Origin of the sequence: Paradesulfitobacterium ferrireducens, assembly GCF_017310645.1 — a bacterium.
In the GTDB taxonomy this organism is placed as follows: Bacteria; Bacillota; Desulfitobacteriia; order Desulfitobacteriales; family Desulfitobacteriaceae; genus Paradesulfitobacterium; species Paradesulfitobacterium ferrireducens.
Genome location: NZ_JAFLRH010000002.1, coordinates 261387 through 281801 on the forward strand (window position 1 = coordinate 261387; position 20415 = coordinate 281801).

Genomic DNA, 20415 nt, shown 5'->3' on the forward strand with positions numbered 1-20415 from the left:
ACAAAAAATAAATCAATCATAAAAAAGGGAGGTTGAAAACATGAGCAAATTGGTTCTGAAAGAAGGGCGTTTGGTCATTCCCGGTGTGGGCATCGTGGAAGCGGATGTTCTGATGGAGGGCGGTAGGATTCAAGCGATCGGCCAAGGGTTAAACGGGGATGAGGAAGTCAATGCCGGCGGCAAGTATGTTTTGCCCGGACTGATTGACCCGCATATTCACCTGGGGATTTTCGGGGATTTGGCCGTGGAAATGGAAAAAGAGACCGCTTCAGCCTTGATGGGCGGAGTTACAACGGTCGGTGCTTTTATGGGCGGGCCCAATCCGTATTTATCTTATTTCAAAGATGTGATCAACCTGGCCGATGCCAAAGCAGCCACGGATGTCTTTTTTCACCTGGCGATTATGACTACGGAGCAACAGCAGGAAATCCCGGCTTATGCCGAAGAGTTCGGAATTACTTCCTATAAAATGTACATGTCCGGGATTCCCGGTTTGATTCCGGATGTGGACGACGGCTTCATGCTGCAAACGCTGGAGCGCGTGGCCGGAATGGGCGACAAGGCTTTGGCCTGTGTCCATGCGGAAAATCCCCATTTAATCAGAGTGGCCACGGAAGAAGTAAAAGCCCGCGGGGGCAATACTTTAGCCGACTGGGCGGATACCCATCCGAATGTGGCTGAGGAGGATGCGATCAGACGGGCCGCTTACCTTAATGATCTCGCGGGCAGCCGCCTGTATATCGTTCACGTCTCCACCAAAGAAGGAGCCGGGGCTTTGGCCGAATTGAAACCGAAGTATCCCAAGCTTTATGCTGAGACGACCTCTCCTTATCTTTCGATTGATAAATACAGCCCCCTAGGGTTGGTTGCCCATATGGTGCCGCCGTTCCGCGAGCCTGAAAGTGTCAATGCTCTGTGGCAGGGGGTTGAAAGTGGTTACATTGACACCGTGGGCACGGATAATGTGACCCTTACTCTCGATCTTAAGGGAGCGGAAAAGGGAATTTGGGGTGCGATGCCCGGGTATCCTGCAGTCGGTACCAGCCTGCCCGTTATGCTCCACTACGGGGTCAATGCCCGCGGCTTCAGCCTCCTGCGCTTGGTGGAAGTGATGAGCAAGAATCCGGCGCAAATCTTCGGCCTCTATCCGCGCAAAGGCACGATTGCCCCCGGCAGTGACGCCGATCTGGTCGTGGTTGATCTTGACTTGGTGAAAACCGTGCGTCATGAAGAGTTAGGCTCCCGGGCTGATTTCAGCCTTTACGGCGGCCAAGAGCTTAAAGGGTGGCCGGTGATGACGATCAAAGGGGGCAAAGTCGCTGTCAAAGACGGCAAGATTCAGCCTGCCGCCAGCGGCCGCTTCCTGAAGCGTGCTCTTTAGTCAGTTTGGTTTCTTAGGTGGGAGAGGCAGCAAGGTGTCTAGATTCAGTGCCTTCTGACTATTTGCCTGCCTCCTCCGCTAATAAAGAGACAGAAAATTGGGAATAGAAAGAACTCCAGAGAAATGGGCCGGTTCGGGTAGCCAGAGGAGTGGACAAATAAAAAGGAGGGATGATTTTTGGCTCAAGCACTATTTAAGCAAAAGGACTACTGGGTAAAAAGTGCCTGCAAAATGTGCATCCATAGCTGTGCGATCAGGGTGCACGTCCAGGACGGGGTTGTGGTCAAAATCGAGGGAGACCCTAATGATGTCAATAATCGGGGTAAGCTTTGCCCGAAGGGGCAGTCCGGAATTATGCGTCTCTATGACCCCAACCGGGTAAAAACTCCGCTTAAGCGGACCAACCCGGAAAAGGGACCCGGGGTTGACCCCAAGTGGCAGCCCATATCCTGGGATGAGGCCTTGGACATCGTAGCGACCCGCCTGAAAAAAATCCGGCAGGAGGATCCGCGTAAACTCTTAGTTTCAATCAACGACTTCCACCGCATTCACCTATGGGGCTGGGGCGCCATGTTTGGCTCCTTCAACTATTTTTCAACCGTTGGCCAGTATTGTGGTGCGGCCTATCATCCGGTCAACGGAACGTTGGACGGCTCCTTTGCCGCAGTCAATGACTACGCTTACTGCAACTATTGGATTCAGATCGGGGGCGGAGACGGTTTTTCCTCTCATCTCCATGTGGCAGGCTCAATCAAGCGCATGGCGGAAGCCCGGGTTGACCGGGGCATGAAGGTCGTGGTTGTGGAGCCAAGGATGTCTACCGGCGCTGCCAAAGCGGATGAATGGGTTCCGATTCTCCCGGGTACGGACAGGGCTTTTGTTCTGGGCATGGTTCATGTGCTCTTGCATGAATTAAATATTTATGACGCGGAATTCTTAAAGATCCATACGAATGGCCCGTATCTTATCGGCCCGGACGGGTATTTTGTGCGCGATCCGGAGTCCCAGAAACCTTTCGTCTGGGATGCGGTTGCCGGAGCGGCTAAAGTGTTTGATGATCCGAGCATTGAGGATTTTGCGCTCGAAGGAAATTATACCGTGAATGGGGTCAAGTGCAGGCCTTCGTTCCAGGTCATCAAGGATACCTTGAAAGACCATACTCCGGAGCGCATGTCCAAGATTTGCACAGTGCCTGCGGATACGATCCGCCGGATTGCTAAGGAGTTCGGGGAAGCGGCCCGCATCGGCAGTACCATCGTGATTGAAGGCAAGGAATATCCCTATCGTCCGGCAGCAGTCAACTACTACCGCGGAGCCATTGGACATGTGGACGGCGGGCTCGATTCAGCGGCTCTCAAACTGATCAATATCATTATAGGAAATATTGATGTTCCGGGCGGGCATATTGGTGTAGGTCTGGATCACCGTCTGCTGCTGGTTGAACCGGGCCCGGACGGCATGCTTCTGCCCCAGCCGCATATATTACATCCGCCTTATCCTTTTGCCGGTAAGCCTTACAGTTTCCAACTCATGGAGTGGTATCCCATTGGGATTGATCCGGGCCATCTCTCGGCAGACAACGTCCTAAACCCGGAAAAATGGGGTTTTGATTTCAAGCCGGAAGCGCTGATTATCGAACATTCCAACCCGATGTGGAACCTCTCGGCGACGGATAAGGTGATGGAAGTCTTCCGCCGGCTTGATTTTATTGTGGCCATTGACGTGGTCCTGAACGAATCAACGGAATGGGCTGACATCGTGCTCCCGGATCACACCTATTTGGAATCCCACCTCTTAGTGGACATTGAGCCCCCGGTGATCACCGGCCATGTCTACCGGCGTCCGGTCATTGAGCCGCTGTATGACAGCCGGGATGCGAGCGATATTTTGACAGATTTAGCGGAGCGGATTGGCTTCTTGCCGGAATGGAACGGCCTCATGAATATCAAGCTGTTCCTTACCGGGGAATACCAGCTTGAGCTGAATAAGAAGTATACCAACCTTGAGATGATGGACCGCATGGCCCGGAGCATTTACGGTCCGGATAAAGGGTTGGACTGGTTCCAGGAGAACGGGCACGCCACGCGCTACCAGAAGCCGGAGGAGATGTACCTGCCATGGAAAGGCCACCGGATTCCACTGTACTTTAACTTCTTCAAAGAAGTGGGCGATGACCTCAAGAAGAAGACAGAGGAAGCGGGCCTAGACTGGGATACTTCCAGTTATCTCCCGATTCCGGTCTGGCGTGATACTCATCCCTTGCACAATTTGCCGGGAGAGTATGATCTCTATGCTTTTGCCTTCAAAGAAACATTGCTCAATTTCTCGGAATCGACTACGATCCCTTGGATCAATGAAGCAATGAACAATATTCCCATCCACATGGGAGTCCTGATTAACACCAAAACCGCCAAGGCTAAGGGGATTAAGAACGGGGACCGCATCCGGGTTCAGTCTCCTTTCGGGGAAGTTATCGGCATGGCCAGCGTGATTGAAGAAATCCATCCTCAGGTCATTGGGATGTCGAACGGGATCAGCCGCTGGGCTAATCATCCGGTTGAGAAAAAGACCAACACCCACTTTAACCGTTTGCTGCCGGCCGATGTCAAATGGACGGATGGAATGACCGGGCACTTGGAAACTTCCACGAAAGTTAAGATTACTAAGATTTGAGAGGGGGGCTGAGCTAGATGCATTTAGGAATGGTGATTGATTTAAAGCGGTGTGTGGGTTGCCAGGCGTGTACCATTGCCTGCAAGTCGGAAAACGGAACTCCGCCGGGCGTGCTCTTTACCAAGGTGTTGGACCAGGTGGCTGGGGAATATCCCATTGTTAAGAAAAAATTCGTACCTGTGCTCTGCAACCACTGTCAGGACGCTCCTTGTGTGCGGGTCTGCCCGACCGGGGCGACGACCAAACGGGAAGACGGCTTGGTGTTGGTAGATCACGATAAATGTGTAGGCTGCCGTGCTTGTTATGTCGCCTGTCCGTATAAGAACCGGGTGTTCCTTAAGAAAGGAGCCCTGAAGACCGGGTATTTCGGTGGGAATCAGATGACCCCGTTTGAGAAAGCAAAATATCCCAAATGGCAGGAGGGTACGGTCGTTAAATGCACCTTCTGTGTGGAACGCGTGGATCAAGGCTTGGATCCTTCTTGTGTCCAGACTTGCCCGGCAGATGCCCGCATTTTCGGAGACTTGTCCGACCCCAACAGCAAGGTCAGCCGTTTGATCCGCCAGCGCGGGGGATACCAGCCCCAGCCGGAAAATAACACGGAACCTTCCGTGTATTACTTAGAGTAGGAGGTGAGCATATTGGCTAAAACGATGCCTTTGGTTGGAGAAGAATTTGTCGCCGGTTACCGTCTGCAGACGGAATGGGCGACTCTGATCGCGGCTGCGTTCTTTTTTGGCAAAATCGGGGCCGGACTGTTTCTAATGTCCTTATTCACCGATTCTTCCGTGGGGGCACTGGTAGGGCTCTTGATTGTGCTCATCGGGAAAGGCGGAGCCCACCTGCTCTATCTGGGGCGGCCGGAGCGCTTCTGGCGGGCTTTGACCAAGCCCGGAACTTCCTGGGTGGCCCGCGGGTTCTGGGCCATGATGGTGATGATGGTGTCCGGCGCCCTTTTCCTCCTGGCGGAACCTGGGAGCGGAGTCTGGTGGGCGGCCCAAATCATTGCCGGGGTCACGGCCTTTATCGTGGCCGTGTATGACGGGTTCTTGATGAACTCATCCCCTTCGATTCCACTTTGGAATACGGCCATGATGCCGGTGCTCTGTCTGTTTTACTCCCTGCTTGGAGGTACATCTTTAACCCTGTTTTTGGTTGATTTCGGCTTAACCACCGTGACCATTGAGGAAACCCTTTTAAGCAACCTCGAAATTATCCTCCTCGTGACCAATCTAATTGTGGTTATTCTCTACCTCTTGAGTATGACAAACGGAACCGCCGCCGCCAAGGAATCCCTGCGCCTGCTGCTCAAAGGTTCATTTGCTCCGGCATTTTATATCCTGGCTATCGGTGTCGGGCTTGTCTTTACCTTGTTTATGGCGTATTTCATCGGGGTGGCAGGGGGAGCGGGGGTTGTAGCCCTGATTACCTTGGCAGACCTGATCGGCCACTATTTTATCTTCTTTCTTTTCCTGAGAGCAGGGGTGTATGCGCCCGTACTTGGGAAGCTGACGCTTTAATGGGGAGTGACTGACTTAAAAAGATATTAGATATTCCCAAATAATAATGGCCAAGAGGGGGAGTCGGTCTTAATTTATTTTCTTCTCTTGGCTGTTATATGAGGGGATACGATAAAGTGGCGGCCCGGTCGCTTCTTCATGGTGGTTCTTTCTAACATTATTGGGATGCTGATGATCGCAGGGAATATTCTGGGACTGATTAATAGTTGCCTCACCGTTCTGGGAGTGATCACCACTTGCCTGGCTGTGGTCATGGTAGCGGATTACTTTATTGTCAAAAACCGCTCTGAGGAAACTGCCGCTGAAGCGGTTAACTGGGCGGGTGTAATCACTGTTGTTTTAGGTTCTTTTCTGGCGATGTCCTTGCAAAAGATTTTCCCGATTGCCTTCATAACCTCGACTGTAATTTCTCTCATTTTGTATCCGGTTCTGAGAAAATATGTTTTGAAACCGCAAAAAGGATATGTGGACAGCATCTTAAAGAGTGAGAAGATGTAAAATGAAGTGATACAGACGACAGAAAGTAAATCCGAGCTGTCTTTTGGACTGATCGCCAAGGGACAGCTTTTTTTATACGTTTCTTTTTCTAATAGGCTATTGGTTGGCATTAGTTACCTGCTGTAAATCTGAAGTAAATGAGAAGAAATACCTATAGCACATACCTCCTTCAATCCCTAGAATAAAGACAGATGTTAGAATAGTCAGAATATTAAAACGGAAGGCGGGATAGAGCTAGTGTAAAAATATCCAATGATTAATAAAAGAGAAAAGAGTCTGATTGAGGGGGATTTAAGGATGGGTAAACCGGATGACATGGATCTGTCAGTTGAATTCGCCGGAGTAAAGATGAGAGCACCTATAGGGGTTGCGGCTCAGGCCCCGTTTGCGCCGGCCTCCATATCAGGGAAAAAGTTGGCAGAGCTATTGCTAAAGCATGTGGAAGCAGGTGCGGGGTATGTGCACACGCCGTATACCAATGTCGAGCTTGATCACCCGAAAAACAGGCTGCCCACCGGGCGCTTTTTGAAAGCGCACACTCCGGGTTTTGGCCGGAGCGGGTTCTGGGTTGCGGCTGACAGCTACCGCATTGAGATGCGGTTGGACGAATCTTTAAAACTGGTTGATTCGCTTAAGAAGAGGCTGCCGTCTGATGTGCCGGTGATTGCAAACATCATGGGACCGGGTGCTGATCCGGGAGGATGGGCGGAGCTTGCCTGCAAGTTTGAAAATGCCGGGGCGGATATTATCGAGTTAGACGTGTCCTGTCCCTTGCCGGCTTCTGCCGCTGGCGCGGTAGAGTCTTTTTCTTCGGCTGAGCACATTCCGGAACACGCGGGCATGCTTTTGGGGGATAACCTGGCTTTGACCAGAGCGGTCACGGCGGAGGTTGTGAACAAAACCCGCCTTCCGGTTGGGGTTAAGCTGACACCGGAAACCGGATTTCCCCGTCTCGTCGGTTTCGCGGAGCAGCTGAAAGAAGTGGGGGCCAGATTCATCACCAGTGTCAATGCCCCGCTCTCCGTAGCCCCTCCGGACATTCACAACGGCGGCAAATCCCCTTATCCCGGGCTGGATGCCAACACGATTTCTCCGGCGGTGGGCCCCTGGACCCGGTATCTCTGTTACCGCAATATCGGCACGATCTCCATGTTTGTGCCCGGAATTGATCAGGCAGCGGTCGGCGGGCTGGTGGATGTCACTCATGTCATTGAAGCCATGATGCTCGGGGCCAAGATCTGCGAATTCTCATCCGGGACGTTGTGGAAAGGATGGGGTTTCATTTCGGATTCCCTCAATTATCTGCGCCAATATATGCTAAAGCAGGGTTACCGTTCCCTTGAGGAATTCCGGGGGCTGGGTGTTCAGTATATTAAACCGGCGGAAGAAATTGACTGGGGACTGGGAAGGTTAACAGCCGCGATCGATCCCGGCAAATGCAAAGGCTGTGAAATCTGTGCCAACAACCTGTGCTGGGCCATCACCATGAATGAAAATAACAAGGCTACCGTTTCCGAGCAGGACTGTGGCGCGTGTGCGTTGTGTGTCGCAATCTGTCCCAGCAATGCTGCGACTTTGGTTGAAGCCCAGACCCCGCAAAGGGAAGAGGAATTTTATGCCCGGTATTTGGGACAGTGATTCCTCCCAATCGTGGCACGAATTCAGCGTTTGAACGTGAAATTCTTGCCTGCCGGTACCCAGTCACTTTAAAATACGGTCATGGGGTGTAAATTATTTACAGAGGGCCAGCGGGTTGCTGGTGGTTCCCTGTAGCAGAAGGCTGCCGTCGGCAGTCTTTCGCTATCAGGGGGGGATGACGAAACGTTATCTGAGGATGAATACAGGCAGGATTCCTTGCAGAGTGAAGCGCTGACTATATCGGTAGACTGACGCAAACCATCTAAGATGAAAGTAGGAAGGAATCAGGGAATGAGTAACTGGGCCGCTACCTTAGAATTTATCTATACAAGGAAGCACTTGTTCCTAAACGAATTCGACCGTCAGGTAAAGAATCTTACACTGGCCCGGAGCAGTTCCGGCGCAGAAACGGAAGATTCGCCTCAGCTTAAGGATGTCTCGCCTCAGCCTAAAGAAGTCTCACAGCGCAAGCATGAATTTATCAACCTGTTGGATTACCTGATCGAGGGGAGGAACGGAGCCGGTTACTCTGCGTTTTCAAGTCAGGAATTACCGCCGGAACCCAGTGAGGTCAGGATCTGGCTAAGGATAATTTTAGCAGTCTTGCATGCGCATGGGTGGCATGAAAACTCCAAAGAACCAGAAAACATTAAGGAACACGAAAATATGGTTCAGCGTTTAATCGAAGCGGTTTACCTTTATGCCTGGAAACGCCAGGAGGAGATGTTGCAGAAGCGTTTTCAGCTTCAAGAGCAAAAACTCATGGCCGGAATCGTCGCGGCCCAGGAAAATGAACGCAAGCGGTTGGCGCGGGATATCCATGATGAGGTCATTCAGCTCCTGGCTAGCAGCATCGTGCGCTTGCAGATCGTTCAACATTCCGGAATAGGAAGCGAGGAGCAGAGTCAGAGCCTTAAAGACCTCTATTTCGAACTCCGCGAAATCGAGCATCTGATCCGGGAGGCAGTGCAAGCCTATCGCCTGGTCAGTGTGGATATGGATTCTTTTTGGCTGACCCAGGCCGGTTTTTTCCCCACCCTCAGGGCCTATTTGCGAAGTTATGAAAGTAAGACCGGGATCAAAACCAACCTCAAGATTGAAGGGGAGGAGAACGGATTAGAGCGGACGGTTGGGATCACTATTTTCAGAGTGATTCAAGAAGGGCTGCAAAATGTGCGCAAGCATTCTCGGGCTTCCGCGGCCACTGTGGAATTAGGGGTAAATGCACACGATATCATGCTCACCCTATCGGATAATGGCCAGGGTTTTGATCCCAATCAGGTTAAAGCCCAGGATTTTCGCACGGTATCCTGCCTTACCTATTTCGGGCTATTCAGCATGGAACAGCGGGTCAAGTTGCTGGGCGGGGTTTTTGCAATCCATTCAGAGCCGGGAGTGGGCACGGTAATTAAGGTGCAGGCTCCAAGCCAGGGTGCGACACTGCCCGAGTCTAAACAAGTAAAGAGGGGTTCGCCGTGGATCAAATCAAAGTATTAATTGCGGATGACCATACCCTTTTTTGCCAGGCCATGCAACGGCTGTTCGATACCGTGGGGACGTTCAGGGTTGTCGGTTATGCCCGCAACGGCGAGGAGGCCGTGCAGAAAGCACAGCAGTTGGCGCCCCATGTGGTCTTAATGGATATCCAAATGCCGGGGCTTGACGGGGTGGCGAGCACCCGGCAAATACGCCAGCTGGTGCCGGCTACACAGGTGATCATGCTGACGATGCACGATAATGCCAGGTTGCTGCGCGAGGCCTTAGAGGCAGGGGCAGCCGGATACGTGCTCAAAGATGCCGAGATTTCCCTGCTCTTGAATACGGTGCTCTCCGTGGTTCATCCCGGCACCGGCAGCGGAACGGAGAAATTGACGACCCGGGAGAAAGAAATTTTGTACTTAGTCGCTAGCGGGTTTACAAACCAGGAAATCGCAGCCAGATTGACGGTAAGCACCCATACCATTAAAAATCACTTATACCATATCTATTCCAAGCTCAATTGCGCCAACCGGGCCGAAGCCGTGCGCTGGGCAGCGGAGAGAAAGATACTGTTTGAAGGGGTATAGGAAAGATGAGAATAATAACCTATACCCTTTCTTTTTTTGTTTAAGTAGAATTGTTTTAGATAATTCAGAAAATTATAGACAACCAAGAATGAGAATGTAAGGGGGGTTACACATGGGGGTTAAGATTGGGATTGATGTAGGGGGAACATTTACCGATTTTCTCTTGTTCGACGGGGAAGGGAATACGGCGATTTTTAAATCCCCTACCACACCGGATGACCCGACGGAAGGAGTTTTTGCGGGGCTGGCCGAGATGGCTGCCGAGAAAGGGGTCACGATCGCAGAGTTCTTAAAGCAAGTCGAGGTCATTGTCCACGGAACCACGATCACAACCAATGCCGTGCTTACGGGCAACGGGGCCAAGACCGGTTTTATCACGACCAAAGGGTTCCGGGACATTCTGAACATGCGCAGGGGACTGAAAGAGGACCAGTATGAGACCAAATATGCTCCTCCTGCGCCCTTGGTGCTGCGGAGATTCATTCAGACAGTCGAAGAGAGAACGGATTGCGAAGGTCGGGAGCTCACCCCGCTCAACCGCCAGGATGTGCAAAAGGTGGTGGAGTTTTTCAAGCAAGAAAAGGTCGAAGCCTTGGGCGTGAGTTTTCTCTTTTCCTTCTTTAATCCGGAACATGAAAATAAAATCGGGGAGATTTTAGCAACAGAGCTTCCCAATGTCTATGTTTCCCTTTCGAGTGAGATCATCCCGCAAGTACGGGTTTACGAGCGCAACAGTACGGTTGCACTCAACGCTTTCGTCGGTCCCAAGCTCAAAAGTTATCTGAGTTCGCTCAAGGACCGGCTGGAGTCCAATGGCTTCCAAGGGGTGCTCTTAATCATGCAGTCGAACGGCGGCGTGATGTCCCCGGAAGTAGCCATCCGCTTTGCCGTGAACACCCTGCTTTCCGGGCCGGCCGGCGGACCGGCTGCGGGCATTTCTTACGCTAATCCCCATGAACTAAAGAATCTGATCACAGTCGATATGGGCGGGACCAGCTTTGACGCCAGTCTGATTATGGACCAGGCACCGGGGATTACGGTGGAGGCCAGTATTGCCAGGCACCGGGTGGCCTTGCCGGCGATAGACATTCATACCATCGGGGCTGGGGGTGGAAGCATCGCCTGGATTGATACCGGGGGCATCCTCCAGGTAGGCCCGCAGAGTGCCGGAGCCCAGCCCGGGCCGGTATGCTATGGCCGCGGGGGCACCAAACCCACGGTGACTGATGCGGACCTAATCTTAGGGTACCTGGAGCCGGGTTACTTCTTTGGCGGGAGAATGGGCCTGAATTATGAAGCGGCTTCCACGGCAATTGCCGTGGAGATTGCGGAGCCGCTCCAAATGGATGTGGTAGAAGCGGCCAATGGAATTTACCAGGTTGTTAATGCCAATATGGCGGCAGGTTTGGGAGTGGTGTCGGTCAGCCGAGGCTATGATCCCAGGGATTTTGCTCTGGTCGTGGCCGGCGGGGCGGGACCGATTCACGCCGGCATGATTGCGCGGGAGTTGGAAATTCCCCTGATCATTATCCCCAAGGTTTCGTCGGTATTTTGCGCAGCCGGCATGCTGATGTCCGATCTGCGTCATGACTATGTGCGAACCTATGCCAAACCTTTAGCCCATGCGGACTTAAAACGTCTGAATGAGATTTTGGCAGAGATGGAAGAAGAAGCGGTGTCAACGCTAAAACGGGAAGGGATAGCGGAGGCTCAGATCGTGCTCAAGTATTCTCTGGATCTCCGCTATGAAGGGCAGTTCAACGAAGTGGAGGTGCCGTTCTCGATCAATTCCGGGCGGGATAAGGTGGAAGAGATGCAACTGGCTGAAATTACCCAGGCCTTTGACCGACGCCATGATGCCCTCTATGGCTACGCTTTGCCGGGAGTGCCTTCAGAGATTATTAACCTGCGCTTAAGCGCCCTGGGGATTACGGACAAACCGGCATTCAAAAAGACTAAGTTCCTGGGAACTGATCCGTCACCGGCTTTCAAGAAATACCGCTCAGCCTATTTTGATACGGCTTTCCGGGAAGTTCCCGTTTACGACGGCCGCTTGTTAGGCCATGGCAACATGATCACGGGTCCGGCCATTATTGAAGAGACCACAACCACGATTGTGGTGCCGCCGGAATATGATTTGCTGTGTGACACGTACGACAACTATTTGATGCATCCGAAGGGGATGGCCTTATCTGGTATCTTGGAGAAGTTAAGGAGGGGTTAAAATGGCGGGAAAGATTGATCCGATTCTGGTTGCGGTTTTGGATAACCGTTTTAGTTCGATCTGTGTGGAAATCGGGCAAACCATGCTCCGGACATCACGGTCGCCGATTTTCAGTGAGGCGCGGGACTTCGTGTCGGCGATTTTCGACCGCCGCGGCCGTTTAATCGCCCAGAAGGATTACATTCCGGTGCTTAGCGGGGCCGCCCCCTTTGCTTTAAGGGCGATTGCGGATCATTTCAAAGGACGGATTTATGAAGGGGATGTCTATGTCCTGAATGATCCGTACCGGGGGAATAACCATCCACCTGATATTACGGTGGTGAAACCGGTGTTCTTCGAAGGGGAGCTGGCTTTTTGGAGCATGGCCAAAGGACACCATGTGGATGTCGGCGGCGGAGGTGTCGGGGGCTATAACCCCCTGGCCACCGATGCCTGGACCGATGCCCTGCGCATTCCGCCGGTGAAACTGTATGAGCGGGGAGTGAAACAGCAGGATATCTGGGATATGATCCTGATCAATGTCCACATCCCGTTTTTGGTGGAGGGGGATCTGCACTGCCAAGTGGGGGCAACGACCATTGGAGAACGAAGCCTTACCAGCATGGCCCGCAAATATGGGATGGATACACTGGAAGCGGTGATTGAGGAGATCTTTGACGCCTATGAGGCCAAGATGCGGGCGGAAATTCGCTCCATTCCCAACGGAACCTACTATGCGGAGCGCAAAATTGACCATGACGGCATCGACACGGATAAGCCGGTGACCGTGCGCCTGGCTCTGAGCGTGCATGACGAGGACGTAGTGTATGACTATAGCGCGACCGACCATCAGGTGAAAGGCTTCCTAAACAGCACCTATCCCAACACGGTTTCCAGCAGCTATATCTCCCTCTTTACCACGATCAAGAATAAGGTCAAAATCAATGAAGGTTCGATCCGACCGGTCACAGTCATCGCTCCGGAGGGCTCATTGTTGAATCCGCTTGAACCGGCTCCGACGACGGCCAGCACGGTGCCCACAGCTGAGACGATTGCTGAAGCCGGGTGGTATGCTTTGGCGCAGGCGGTTCCCAACCTGTGCCAGGCAGCCTGGAACCGTTGGGCTGCACCGGCCAGCGGCGGGGTCAATCCCCGCACCGAAAAGCCCTTTGGGGATATCCACTTTATGTCCAAAGGCGGAGGAGGCGCGACCGAAGGGATTGACGGCTGGGACCATCTCGGCACGGTTATTTGCCTGGGCGGTTTGCGGGCCCCTGATCCGGAACTCCATGAAATGGTAACTCCCTATTTGATTCTGAATTATGAACTGATGCCGGATAACGCGGGCGCAGGGCAATGGCGCGGCGGCAACGGACTCCATTACAAATGGCAGGTGCTGGGAGATAATGTGGCCTTCGCCATGTTCGGCAGCGGGGTTCGGGATGAAACGGCACCGTTTGGATTAGCAGGGGGTAAGGGCGCGCCTAAAACCGAACAATATCTTATTAAAGCGGACAGCACCCGGATTTGGCTTGATGTCAATACCTTTGTGTACCCGGAAAAAGGAGACTGTATTGAGATTTTCTCATCCGGAGGCGGAGGTTACGGGGATCCGTTCAAGCGCTCTACGGCGCTGGTTCTGGAGGATGTTCAAAATGAGCTTCTTTCCATCGAAGCAGCCAAGGCTCAATACGGGGTCGTGATCGATCCGGAGACCCTTACGGTTAACCAAACGGAGACGGATAAACTGCGGAGCAAAGGCGTTTAAGGGAGGAGCAAGACCCTTAGGTTTGGAGGGATGAACATGCTGATTATGGGTGAAATGATTTTGCGCAATGCCCGTTTGTTCCCGCGCAAAACCGCCTTTATTCAGGGAGAAAGAACCTTATCTTTTGGGGATTTCGCTCAGCGAGTGCAGAGTTTAATGCGCGCGCTGAGCGCGCTTGGGATCAGGCCGGGTGACCGGGTAGCCGTACTGGCGGCCAATTGCATTGAATATTTCGAGCTTTATGGTTTGGCTGATATGGGGGCGGCCATTTTAGTCCCCCTGAATTACCGACTGCAGGTCGGGGAGCTGGAGTATTTGCTGCAGGATTCCGGGAGTTCAATCCTGTTTTTCTCAAAACAGTACCGGGAAACGGCAGATGAACTAAAAAGCCGGGGTCAGTTGTTCCAATATGCCGTCTGCTTGGATGAGCAGCAGGAAGGATATTTGTATTACGAGGAATTAATACAGCAAGGTGAGTTCGAATTCATTCGATCCAATCCACCCAATCCACCCAATCCGCACATTGACTATAACAGAGGCCGGATTGAGTTTCCGGTGAAAGAAGATGACGCAGCCTATATCCTCTATACTAGCGGGACCACCGGCCTGCCTCGGGGAGCGGTATTGACTCACCGCGGGCAATATCAGACGGCCAACGCCCTGGCGTTGGAAATGTCGATTCACAAGGAAGATGTCACCCTAGACATGATGCCGCTGTATCATACAGGGGGTCATGCGGTAGCCTTGGCCCATTTTTACCGGGGGTGCACCAGTGTCATCATGACCGGCTTTAACCCGCGCGAAGCTTTGGAACTCGTAGCCAAACATGGTGTTACGACCATGCAGGTGGTTCCGGCGATGATCGTGGATATGTTGAACCAACCGGATTTGGATTCGTTTGACACTTCGAGTCTGCGCATGATCTTCTATGCCTCTTCCCCGATGCCGGAAGCACTCCTGCGCCGGTCCATGGAACGGTGGGGGCGCAAATTTTTCCAGGCCTACGGGCTGACTGAAAACGGCCCGGTGGCCACGGTCTTAACCCAGGCTGATCATGTAGTGGACGGCTCTGAGTCTGCCACCAGGAAACTCAAGTCCTGCGGCTTGCCTTCGGCCAATTGCGATACCCGGGTCTGGAAGGAAAAGGGCATCGATGTCAAGCCTGGAGAGATTGGGGAGATCGTAATCCGGAGCGAGCAAGTGATGAAAGGGTATTGGGGGCTGCCGGAACTTACGGCCCAAACCCTCAAAGACGGGTGGCTTTATACCGGAGACCTCGCCACCGTGGATGAAGAGGGGTATATCTACATCGTGGATCGCAAGAAAGACATGATCATTTCCGGAGGGGAAAATGTCTACCCGCGCGAAGTGGAAGAAATTATCTATCAGCATCCGGCGGTGTATGAATGTGCGGTGGTTGGAATTCCCAATGTCAAATGGGTGGAGTCTGTGCATGCCTTGGTGGTGCTGAAGAAGGACGCATCCTTAAGCGAACAGGAATTGATTGCTTATTGCAAGTCCCGGCTGGCTCCGTATAAAGCCCCCAAATCGGTGGAGTTTGTCAGCGAATTGCCCAAGAATCCAAGCGGGAAAATCTTAAAGAAAGAACTGCGTTCAAAATACTGGAGTCCGGCGAGTTAATAGGCCAACTGGAGAGATAGCACAGATGTAAAGAACAGGAATGAATGAGTGGAAAGGAGACGTGTGATGCCCAGACGCGTGGCGGTGGTCGCTGCCGGGACCAGCAGGAAATGGGGGATTTTCCCTGGGACCTACCGGGACTTAATCTCGGAGGCCGGCAAGGCCACTTTTGACAGCAACCCCAGGATTAAGCCCGCTGATATCGAGGGATTCATTCTGGCCAGTGTTTTTCCGGAACGGTCGGTGTTTCAGTCCCATGTGGCTACTTTAGCTGCCGAGACAGTAGGGGTTAAGCCATTAAAACTGTTTCAGAGAGTGGAAAACATGTGCGGCAGCGGCACGATCGCGATCCGAACCGCTTATATGGCCATTGCCAGCGGGCTGGCCGATGTCGTGATGGTTATCGGAGCGGAGAAGATGCATACGCCCCAGCCGGTGGAAACCTATCTGAGCATGCTGGGCGGGGTGGACCGGGAATATGAAGGCTCTCTGGGTGTGACCGCTCCGGCTCAGTTCGCCTTGGCGGCCCAAAGCCATATGCAAAAGTATGGCACCACACAGGAGCAGATGTCCCTGGTATCAGTCAAAAATCACACTCACGCGGCCAACAATCCTTATGCCCACTTCCCGAAAGCGTGTACGCTGGAGGAAGTATTGAATGCCAGGCCGGTCACTACCCCATTTACCATCCTGGACTGCTCCCCGATTACGGACGGAGCGGCCGGAATGATTCTGATGAGCGAGGACAAAGCCTGGGAATACACAGACAAACCGGTATTCATTCTCGGAACCGGCCAAGCGGCCTCCGGATTTAATTATGCCAATGTCCCCTCAGACCTGGGGGATTGGACCATGCTCCAAAAAGCAGCCCAAGATGCGTACAGGATGGCGGGGGTAACGGCAGAGGACATCGATGTGGCAGAGGTTCATGACTGCTTTAGTATTTCTGAGATCATCATTACGGAAGAATTAGGGTTTGCCGCCAAAGGGGAAGGCGGGAGTTTTATCGCGGACGGCCGTTCGGATTACGGTGGGGATGTCGTGATCAACCCGCGGGGCGGGCTTCTGGGGTGCGGGCATCCTTTGGGAGCCACCGGTGTGGCTCAGGGCGTTGAACTGTTTCGGCAGCTGCGCGGGGAAGCCGGAGTTCGGCAGGTAGAGGATGCCCGGATGGGGCTCGGGCATAATTTGAGCGGGGTGAGCGAACACCATGTATTGATCTACGGAAGGGGGGATCTGTGATGGTGGAAAAGCTCACTTGGGATTATGTCTATGGCTGTGATCCTGTGCCCCAGCAGACTTCGGAATTTAACAAGCTCCACGAGTATTATGAAGCTTTGAATGAGGGCCGCTTAATGACGACCAAATGCGACGCCTGCGGGCAGGTTTTATGGCCGCCGCGCACCGTCTGTCCGGAGTGCATGTCCGGCCGGCTGTCCTGGACCCAATTGCCGGATGAAGGGGAGATTATCGTGTTCACGGTCCAGGAATCGGGAGCCTTTCCCGGATTTACCCTCCCTTTAATCTTTGCTTATCTGCAGTTTGGTCCCGTGCGTTTTATTGGGAAAATCATTGGCGCTGAGCCGGAGGAGCTTGCCCCCGGGAAAAAAGTACGTTTACAGCCGGAAAAGCAGGAGGATGGGCGCATCTTGCCGGCATTTAGGCTGATTTGAAACATTCAGGCAAGCTGCCTTGGAATAGGGATTTAAGACTAAATGAAAGGAGTAATAAGAATGTCGTACCGGACAAGAGGGTTAACCTTCGATCAGTTTAGTGTCGGAGATGAGTTTCATACAGCTTCGCGTACCGTAACGGAAGCCGATGTGGTGAACTTTGCCGGGATTTCCGGGGATTATAATCCGCTGCATACCAACGAGGAATGGGCAAAGGAAAACACTCCATTTGAGACCAGAATCGCCCACGGGGTGTTAATCCAGTCGATCGCGACCGGTCTCGCCAATCAATTGGGGATTTTTGAAGGGACGACCATCGCCGTTATGGAAATGACTTCCCGCTTTGTAGGAGTGGTGCGCTTTGGCGACACGATCCATGTTGTGTTAAGGGTTGCGGACAAAAAAGAAAGCAAAAAGCCTGACCGGGGAGTTGCCAATGTCTATATTGAAGTTTTGAACCAGCGAGATGAGCCGGTGCTTCAGGGAAACTGGATTGTAATGCTGAAGCGTTCAATTTGATGGATGGTTATTCCTATGCATTGAATTTAGATAAGCTTTGCTAGATGAAAGGGGAGAAGGGTTATGCGGTTTCAGGAAAGAGTTGTCTTTATTACCGGGGCCGGAGGCGGTATTGGTGCCGCCACGGCAAAGAGGTTTGCGAGCGAGGGGGCAAAGGTGGTTCTTAACGACGTGGTCAGTTCGAACGCGGCCCGGACTTTAGATGAAATCAAAGAGGAAGGCGGACAGGGGCTGCTCGTTGAAGGGAGCGTGGTCTCGAAAAGCGAAGTTCAGTCCATGGTTGAGCAAATCCTTGCGCATTTCGGCCAGGTCGATGTCTTGATCAATAACGCCGGCATCATCCGGGATGCCCTAGCGAAGAAAATGAGTGAACAACAGTGGGATGATGTCATAGATGTCAACCTGAAAGGAACCTTTCTGTGCGCACAGGCGGTTTTTGCCCCTATGAGCGAGAAACGGTACGGGAAGATCATCAACACCGCTTCCATCGGCGCCTTAGGCAATCCCGGCCAGGCTAACTACAGCGCTTCCAAAGCCGGAGTGATCGGACTGACGTATACCTTGGCCCTTGAGTATGCGCGCTCCAATATTAATGTCAATGCGGTTGCTCCCGGGGCTACCCAGACCCCGATGACCGCCGGTATGCCGCCGGAGGCGCTTGAAAAGGTTATTGCGAGCATTCCGCTAAGGAGAATGGCCGGGCCGGAGGAACTCGCCGCAGTCCATGCTTTTCTGGCAAGCGAGGAAGCTTCCTATATCACCGGGCAGGTAATATTTGTTGATGGCGGGATCACCGTAGGTATCTAGCTCCAACTTGTCAATGGCCATACTTTCACATGAAAGGGGAGAAATATGATGGACTTTTCCTTAAGCGAAGAGCAGTTGATGCTGCGCGATACCGTGCGCCGGTTTGTGGAGAAAGAAATCAGGCCCAATGTCGAGGAACTCGACCAAAAAGAAGAATACCCACATGAAATTATGAAAAAAATTTTTGCCCAAGGTTTTACCAACCTCAATATTCCGGAGGAGTACGGCGGACCGGGAGTTGATCCCCTGACAGCCCTTATCATTACGGAAGAGATTGCCCGGGGCTGTGCGGCGGTGGCTACATCTTCTTCCTGCAATTCGCTCGCAACGTATCCGATCCTGACCGGTGGCAATGAGGAGCAAAAACAGAGATTCTTGCGTCCTTTGGCCGAGGAAGGCAAATATGCGTCCTTCTGCCTGACCGAGCCGGGGGCGGGTTCGGATGTTGCCGGTTTAGCCACCGTGGCCCGCAAGCAAGGGGATAAGTACATTCTCAATGGCCGCAAGCAATTTATTACCAGTGCCAATGTGGCCCAATATCTGACAGTCTTTTGCCGCACCGGGGAGGAAAAAGGGCATAAGTCCATCAGCGCTTTAGTGGTAGACCGGGAATCACCCGGGGTCAGCATCGGCCGGCAGGAGAAGAAAATGGGTTTGCGCGCATCCACCACCTGTGAAGTGATCTTTGAAGAGGTGGAAGTTCCGGCAGCCAATCTCTTGGGGAGCGAGGGCTTAGGGTTTAAGCTGTCGATGGAGACCTTGGACAAAGCCCGGCCCACCACCGGAGCCATGGCTTTGGGTATGGCTCAGGCGGCGCTGGAAGCGGCGGTGTACTATGCCAAGGAAAGAGTGCAATTTGGCAAGCCCATTGCCCAGCAGCAGGCAGTCCAGATGATCCTGGCCGATATGGCGATGAAAGTGGAAACGGCGCGTCTGCTGGTTTATAAAGCCGGGTATCTCATGGCCAAGGGGCTGCCGTTTACCAAGGAATCGGCCATGAGCAAGTGTTACGCTGCCGATATTGCCATGGAGGTTACGACCGATGCCGTTCAAATCTTCGGCGGCTACGGCTATACGCGTGATTACCCGGTCGAAAAGTACATGCGCGATGCCAAGATCATGCAAATCTATGAAGGGACGAACCAAATCCAGCGGGTCGTGATTGCCAAAGAACTGGTACATTCCTGAACCGGACGTACGTGCATCATTTCCAGAGGGAGAGGGCGGCGCCCGGTACATTTTTGTACCGGGCGCCGCCCTCCTAGAGCCACCCAGTATTCTATTGGTTTTTGGAGTCAACCGGTACGCAGAAGTACCACGACCTTAAGAAGGCGGGATAACATCCTATATCCAATCCAGAGCTAGTCATGGTTTTTCTTGTTTCCAACGCCGAAAAACAGCCGTCTATCAGTATTTTTCTGCCATTCGCCGGAAAAGTGGAAATGGTGGTGCTGATTTTGCATGCTAGACTGAATTGTACAAATAGTCTATAATTATTTTTGGGAGGAATTGAGATGACACTTAGTTCAGAAGATGCCTACAAACGCCTGGAAAAAGACTGGCGCTCCATGATTTTTATCGCGCACGACTTTTTTCACCGCTGGCGTCAGGTCGTGGAAGAAAAATACGGCAAAGAGGAAGCGGAAGGTCTGATTCTTCGCTTTTGGGAATTAGTCGGCCAGGGTACCGGCGAGAGCTACCTGAAGCGGGGCCGGGATACGGAAAACCTGGAGCAGGTGGTTAAAGCCATGCTGAGGGCCAGCGAGGTCATGGGTGAACAGGCGCGCATGGAGGCCGACGGAGATGATTACCTGCTCATCCACGATGCCTGTCCCTGGATTGATTCCTTTGAGAATTACGGGGCTCCCGGAGAATGCCAGGCCGGGTGTGACCATTGGTTTGGCACGGCGGTAAAAGTTGTGTCTCCGAATCTGAATGTCGTGACGGAGAGCTGCCTGGCGGCTGGAGATAATGCCTGTGTCAGACGTTTCCTCAGGGAAACGTGATTATATCCAACATGGAAAAGCT

At 52.7% G+C, this 20415-nt stretch carries 17 protein-coding genes; all 17 read left to right on the forward strand.

What is annotated here, in order from left to right; all coding sequences use genetic code 11:
- Nucleotides 1-40 precede the first annotated feature (40 nt).
- Complete coding sequence (locus J0X21_RS01275; RefSeq protein WP_206809125.1) at nt 41-1381, forward strand: dihydroorotase; 1341 nt, start codon at nt 41-43, stop codon at nt 1379-1381.
- Nucleotides 1382-1558: 177 nt separating this feature from the next.
- Complete coding sequence (locus tag J0X21_RS01280) at nt 1559-4054, forward strand: molybdopterin-dependent oxidoreductase (protein WP_206809127.1); 2496 nt, start codon at nt 1559-1561, stop codon at nt 4052-4054.
- 17 nt (nt 4055-4071) lie between these two features.
- A complete protein-coding gene (locus tag J0X21_RS01285) occupies nt 4072-4683 on the forward strand; it encodes a 4Fe-4S dicluster domain-containing protein (RefSeq protein ID WP_206809129.1) in 612 nt (203 codons plus the stop codon).
- A 12-nt stretch (nt 4684-4695) separates the two neighbouring features.
- Nucleotides 4696-5574 carry an NrfD/PsrC family molybdoenzyme membrane anchor subunit gene (gene nrfD, locus J0X21_RS01290; RefSeq protein WP_206809139.1) on the forward strand — a complete coding sequence of 293 codons (879 nt, stop codon included), beginning with the start codon at nt 4696-4698 and terminating at the stop codon, nt 5572-5574.
- 138 nt (nt 5575-5712) lie between these two features.
- Nucleotides 5713-6072, forward strand: a complete 360-nt coding sequence (locus tag J0X21_RS01295; protein WP_206809141.1) for a hypothetical protein — start codon at nt 5713-5715, stop codon at nt 6070-6072.
- Between the two features lie 297 nt (nt 6073-6369).
- Nucleotides 6370-7710: a hypothetical protein gene (locus J0X21_RS01300; protein ID WP_206809143.1), complete on the forward strand. Its 1341-nt coding sequence runs from the start codon at nt 6370-6372 to the stop codon at nt 7708-7710.
- A 291-nt stretch (nt 7711-8001) separates the two neighbouring features.
- On the forward strand, nt 8002-9207 hold the full coding sequence (locus tag J0X21_RS01305) for a sensor histidine kinase (protein WP_206809145.1): 1206 nt from the start codon (nt 8002-8004) through the stop codon (nt 9205-9207).
- On the forward strand, nt 9186-9776 hold the full coding sequence (locus J0X21_RS01310) for a response regulator transcription factor (protein WP_206809154.1): 591 nt from the start codon (nt 9186-9188) through the stop codon (nt 9774-9776). Before J0X21_RS01305 ends, J0X21_RS01310 begins: the two co-directional genes overlap by 22 nt.
- A 112-nt stretch (nt 9777-9888) precedes the next feature.
- On the forward strand, nt 9889-12000 hold the full coding sequence (locus tag J0X21_RS01315) for a hydantoinase/oxoprolinase family protein (protein ID WP_206809156.1): 2112 nt from the start codon (nt 9889-9891) through the stop codon (nt 11998-12000).
- 1 nt (nt 12001) lies between these two features.
- Nucleotides 12002-13747, forward strand: a complete 1746-nt coding sequence (locus J0X21_RS01320) for a hydantoinase B/oxoprolinase family protein (protein WP_206809157.1) — start codon at nt 12002-12004, stop codon at nt 13745-13747.
- 36 nt (nt 13748-13783) lie between these two features.
- Nucleotides 13784-15388: a class I adenylate-forming enzyme family protein gene (locus tag J0X21_RS01325; protein WP_206809159.1), complete on the forward strand. Its 1605-nt coding sequence runs from the start codon at nt 13784-13786 to the stop codon at nt 15386-15388.
- Nucleotides 15389-15454: 66 nt separating this feature from the next.
- Nucleotides 15455-16630, forward strand: coding sequence for a thiolase family protein (locus J0X21_RS01330; RefSeq protein ID WP_206809161.1), 1176 nt, complete (start codon nt 15455-15457; stop codon nt 16628-16630).
- Nucleotides 16630-17061, forward strand: a complete 432-nt coding sequence (locus J0X21_RS01335; protein ID WP_206809163.1) for a Zn-ribbon domain-containing OB-fold protein — start codon at nt 16630-16632, stop codon at nt 17059-17061. Before J0X21_RS01330 ends, J0X21_RS01335 begins: the two co-directional genes overlap by 1 nt.
- A gap of 60 nt (nt 17062-17121) precedes the next feature.
- Nucleotides 17122-17580: a MaoC/PaaZ C-terminal domain-containing protein gene (locus J0X21_RS01340; RefSeq protein WP_206809165.1), complete on the forward strand. Its 459-nt coding sequence runs from the start codon at nt 17122-17124 to the stop codon at nt 17578-17580.
- 63 nt (nt 17581-17643) lie between these two features.
- Nucleotides 17644-18387, forward strand: coding sequence for a 3-oxoacyl-ACP reductase FabG (fabG, locus tag J0X21_RS01345; RefSeq protein WP_206809167.1), 744 nt, complete (start codon nt 17644-17646; stop codon nt 18385-18387).
- Nucleotides 18388-18435: 48 nt separating this feature from the next.
- Nucleotides 18436-19575, forward strand: coding sequence for an acyl-CoA dehydrogenase family protein (locus J0X21_RS01350; protein ID WP_206809175.1), 1140 nt, complete (start codon nt 18436-18438; stop codon nt 19573-19575).
- Between the two features lie 326 nt (nt 19576-19901).
- Nucleotides 19902-20393, forward strand: coding sequence for an L-2-amino-thiazoline-4-carboxylic acid hydrolase (locus tag J0X21_RS01355; RefSeq protein WP_206809185.1), 492 nt, complete (start codon nt 19902-19904; stop codon nt 20391-20393).
- Nucleotides 20394-20415: the final 22 nt, after the last annotated feature.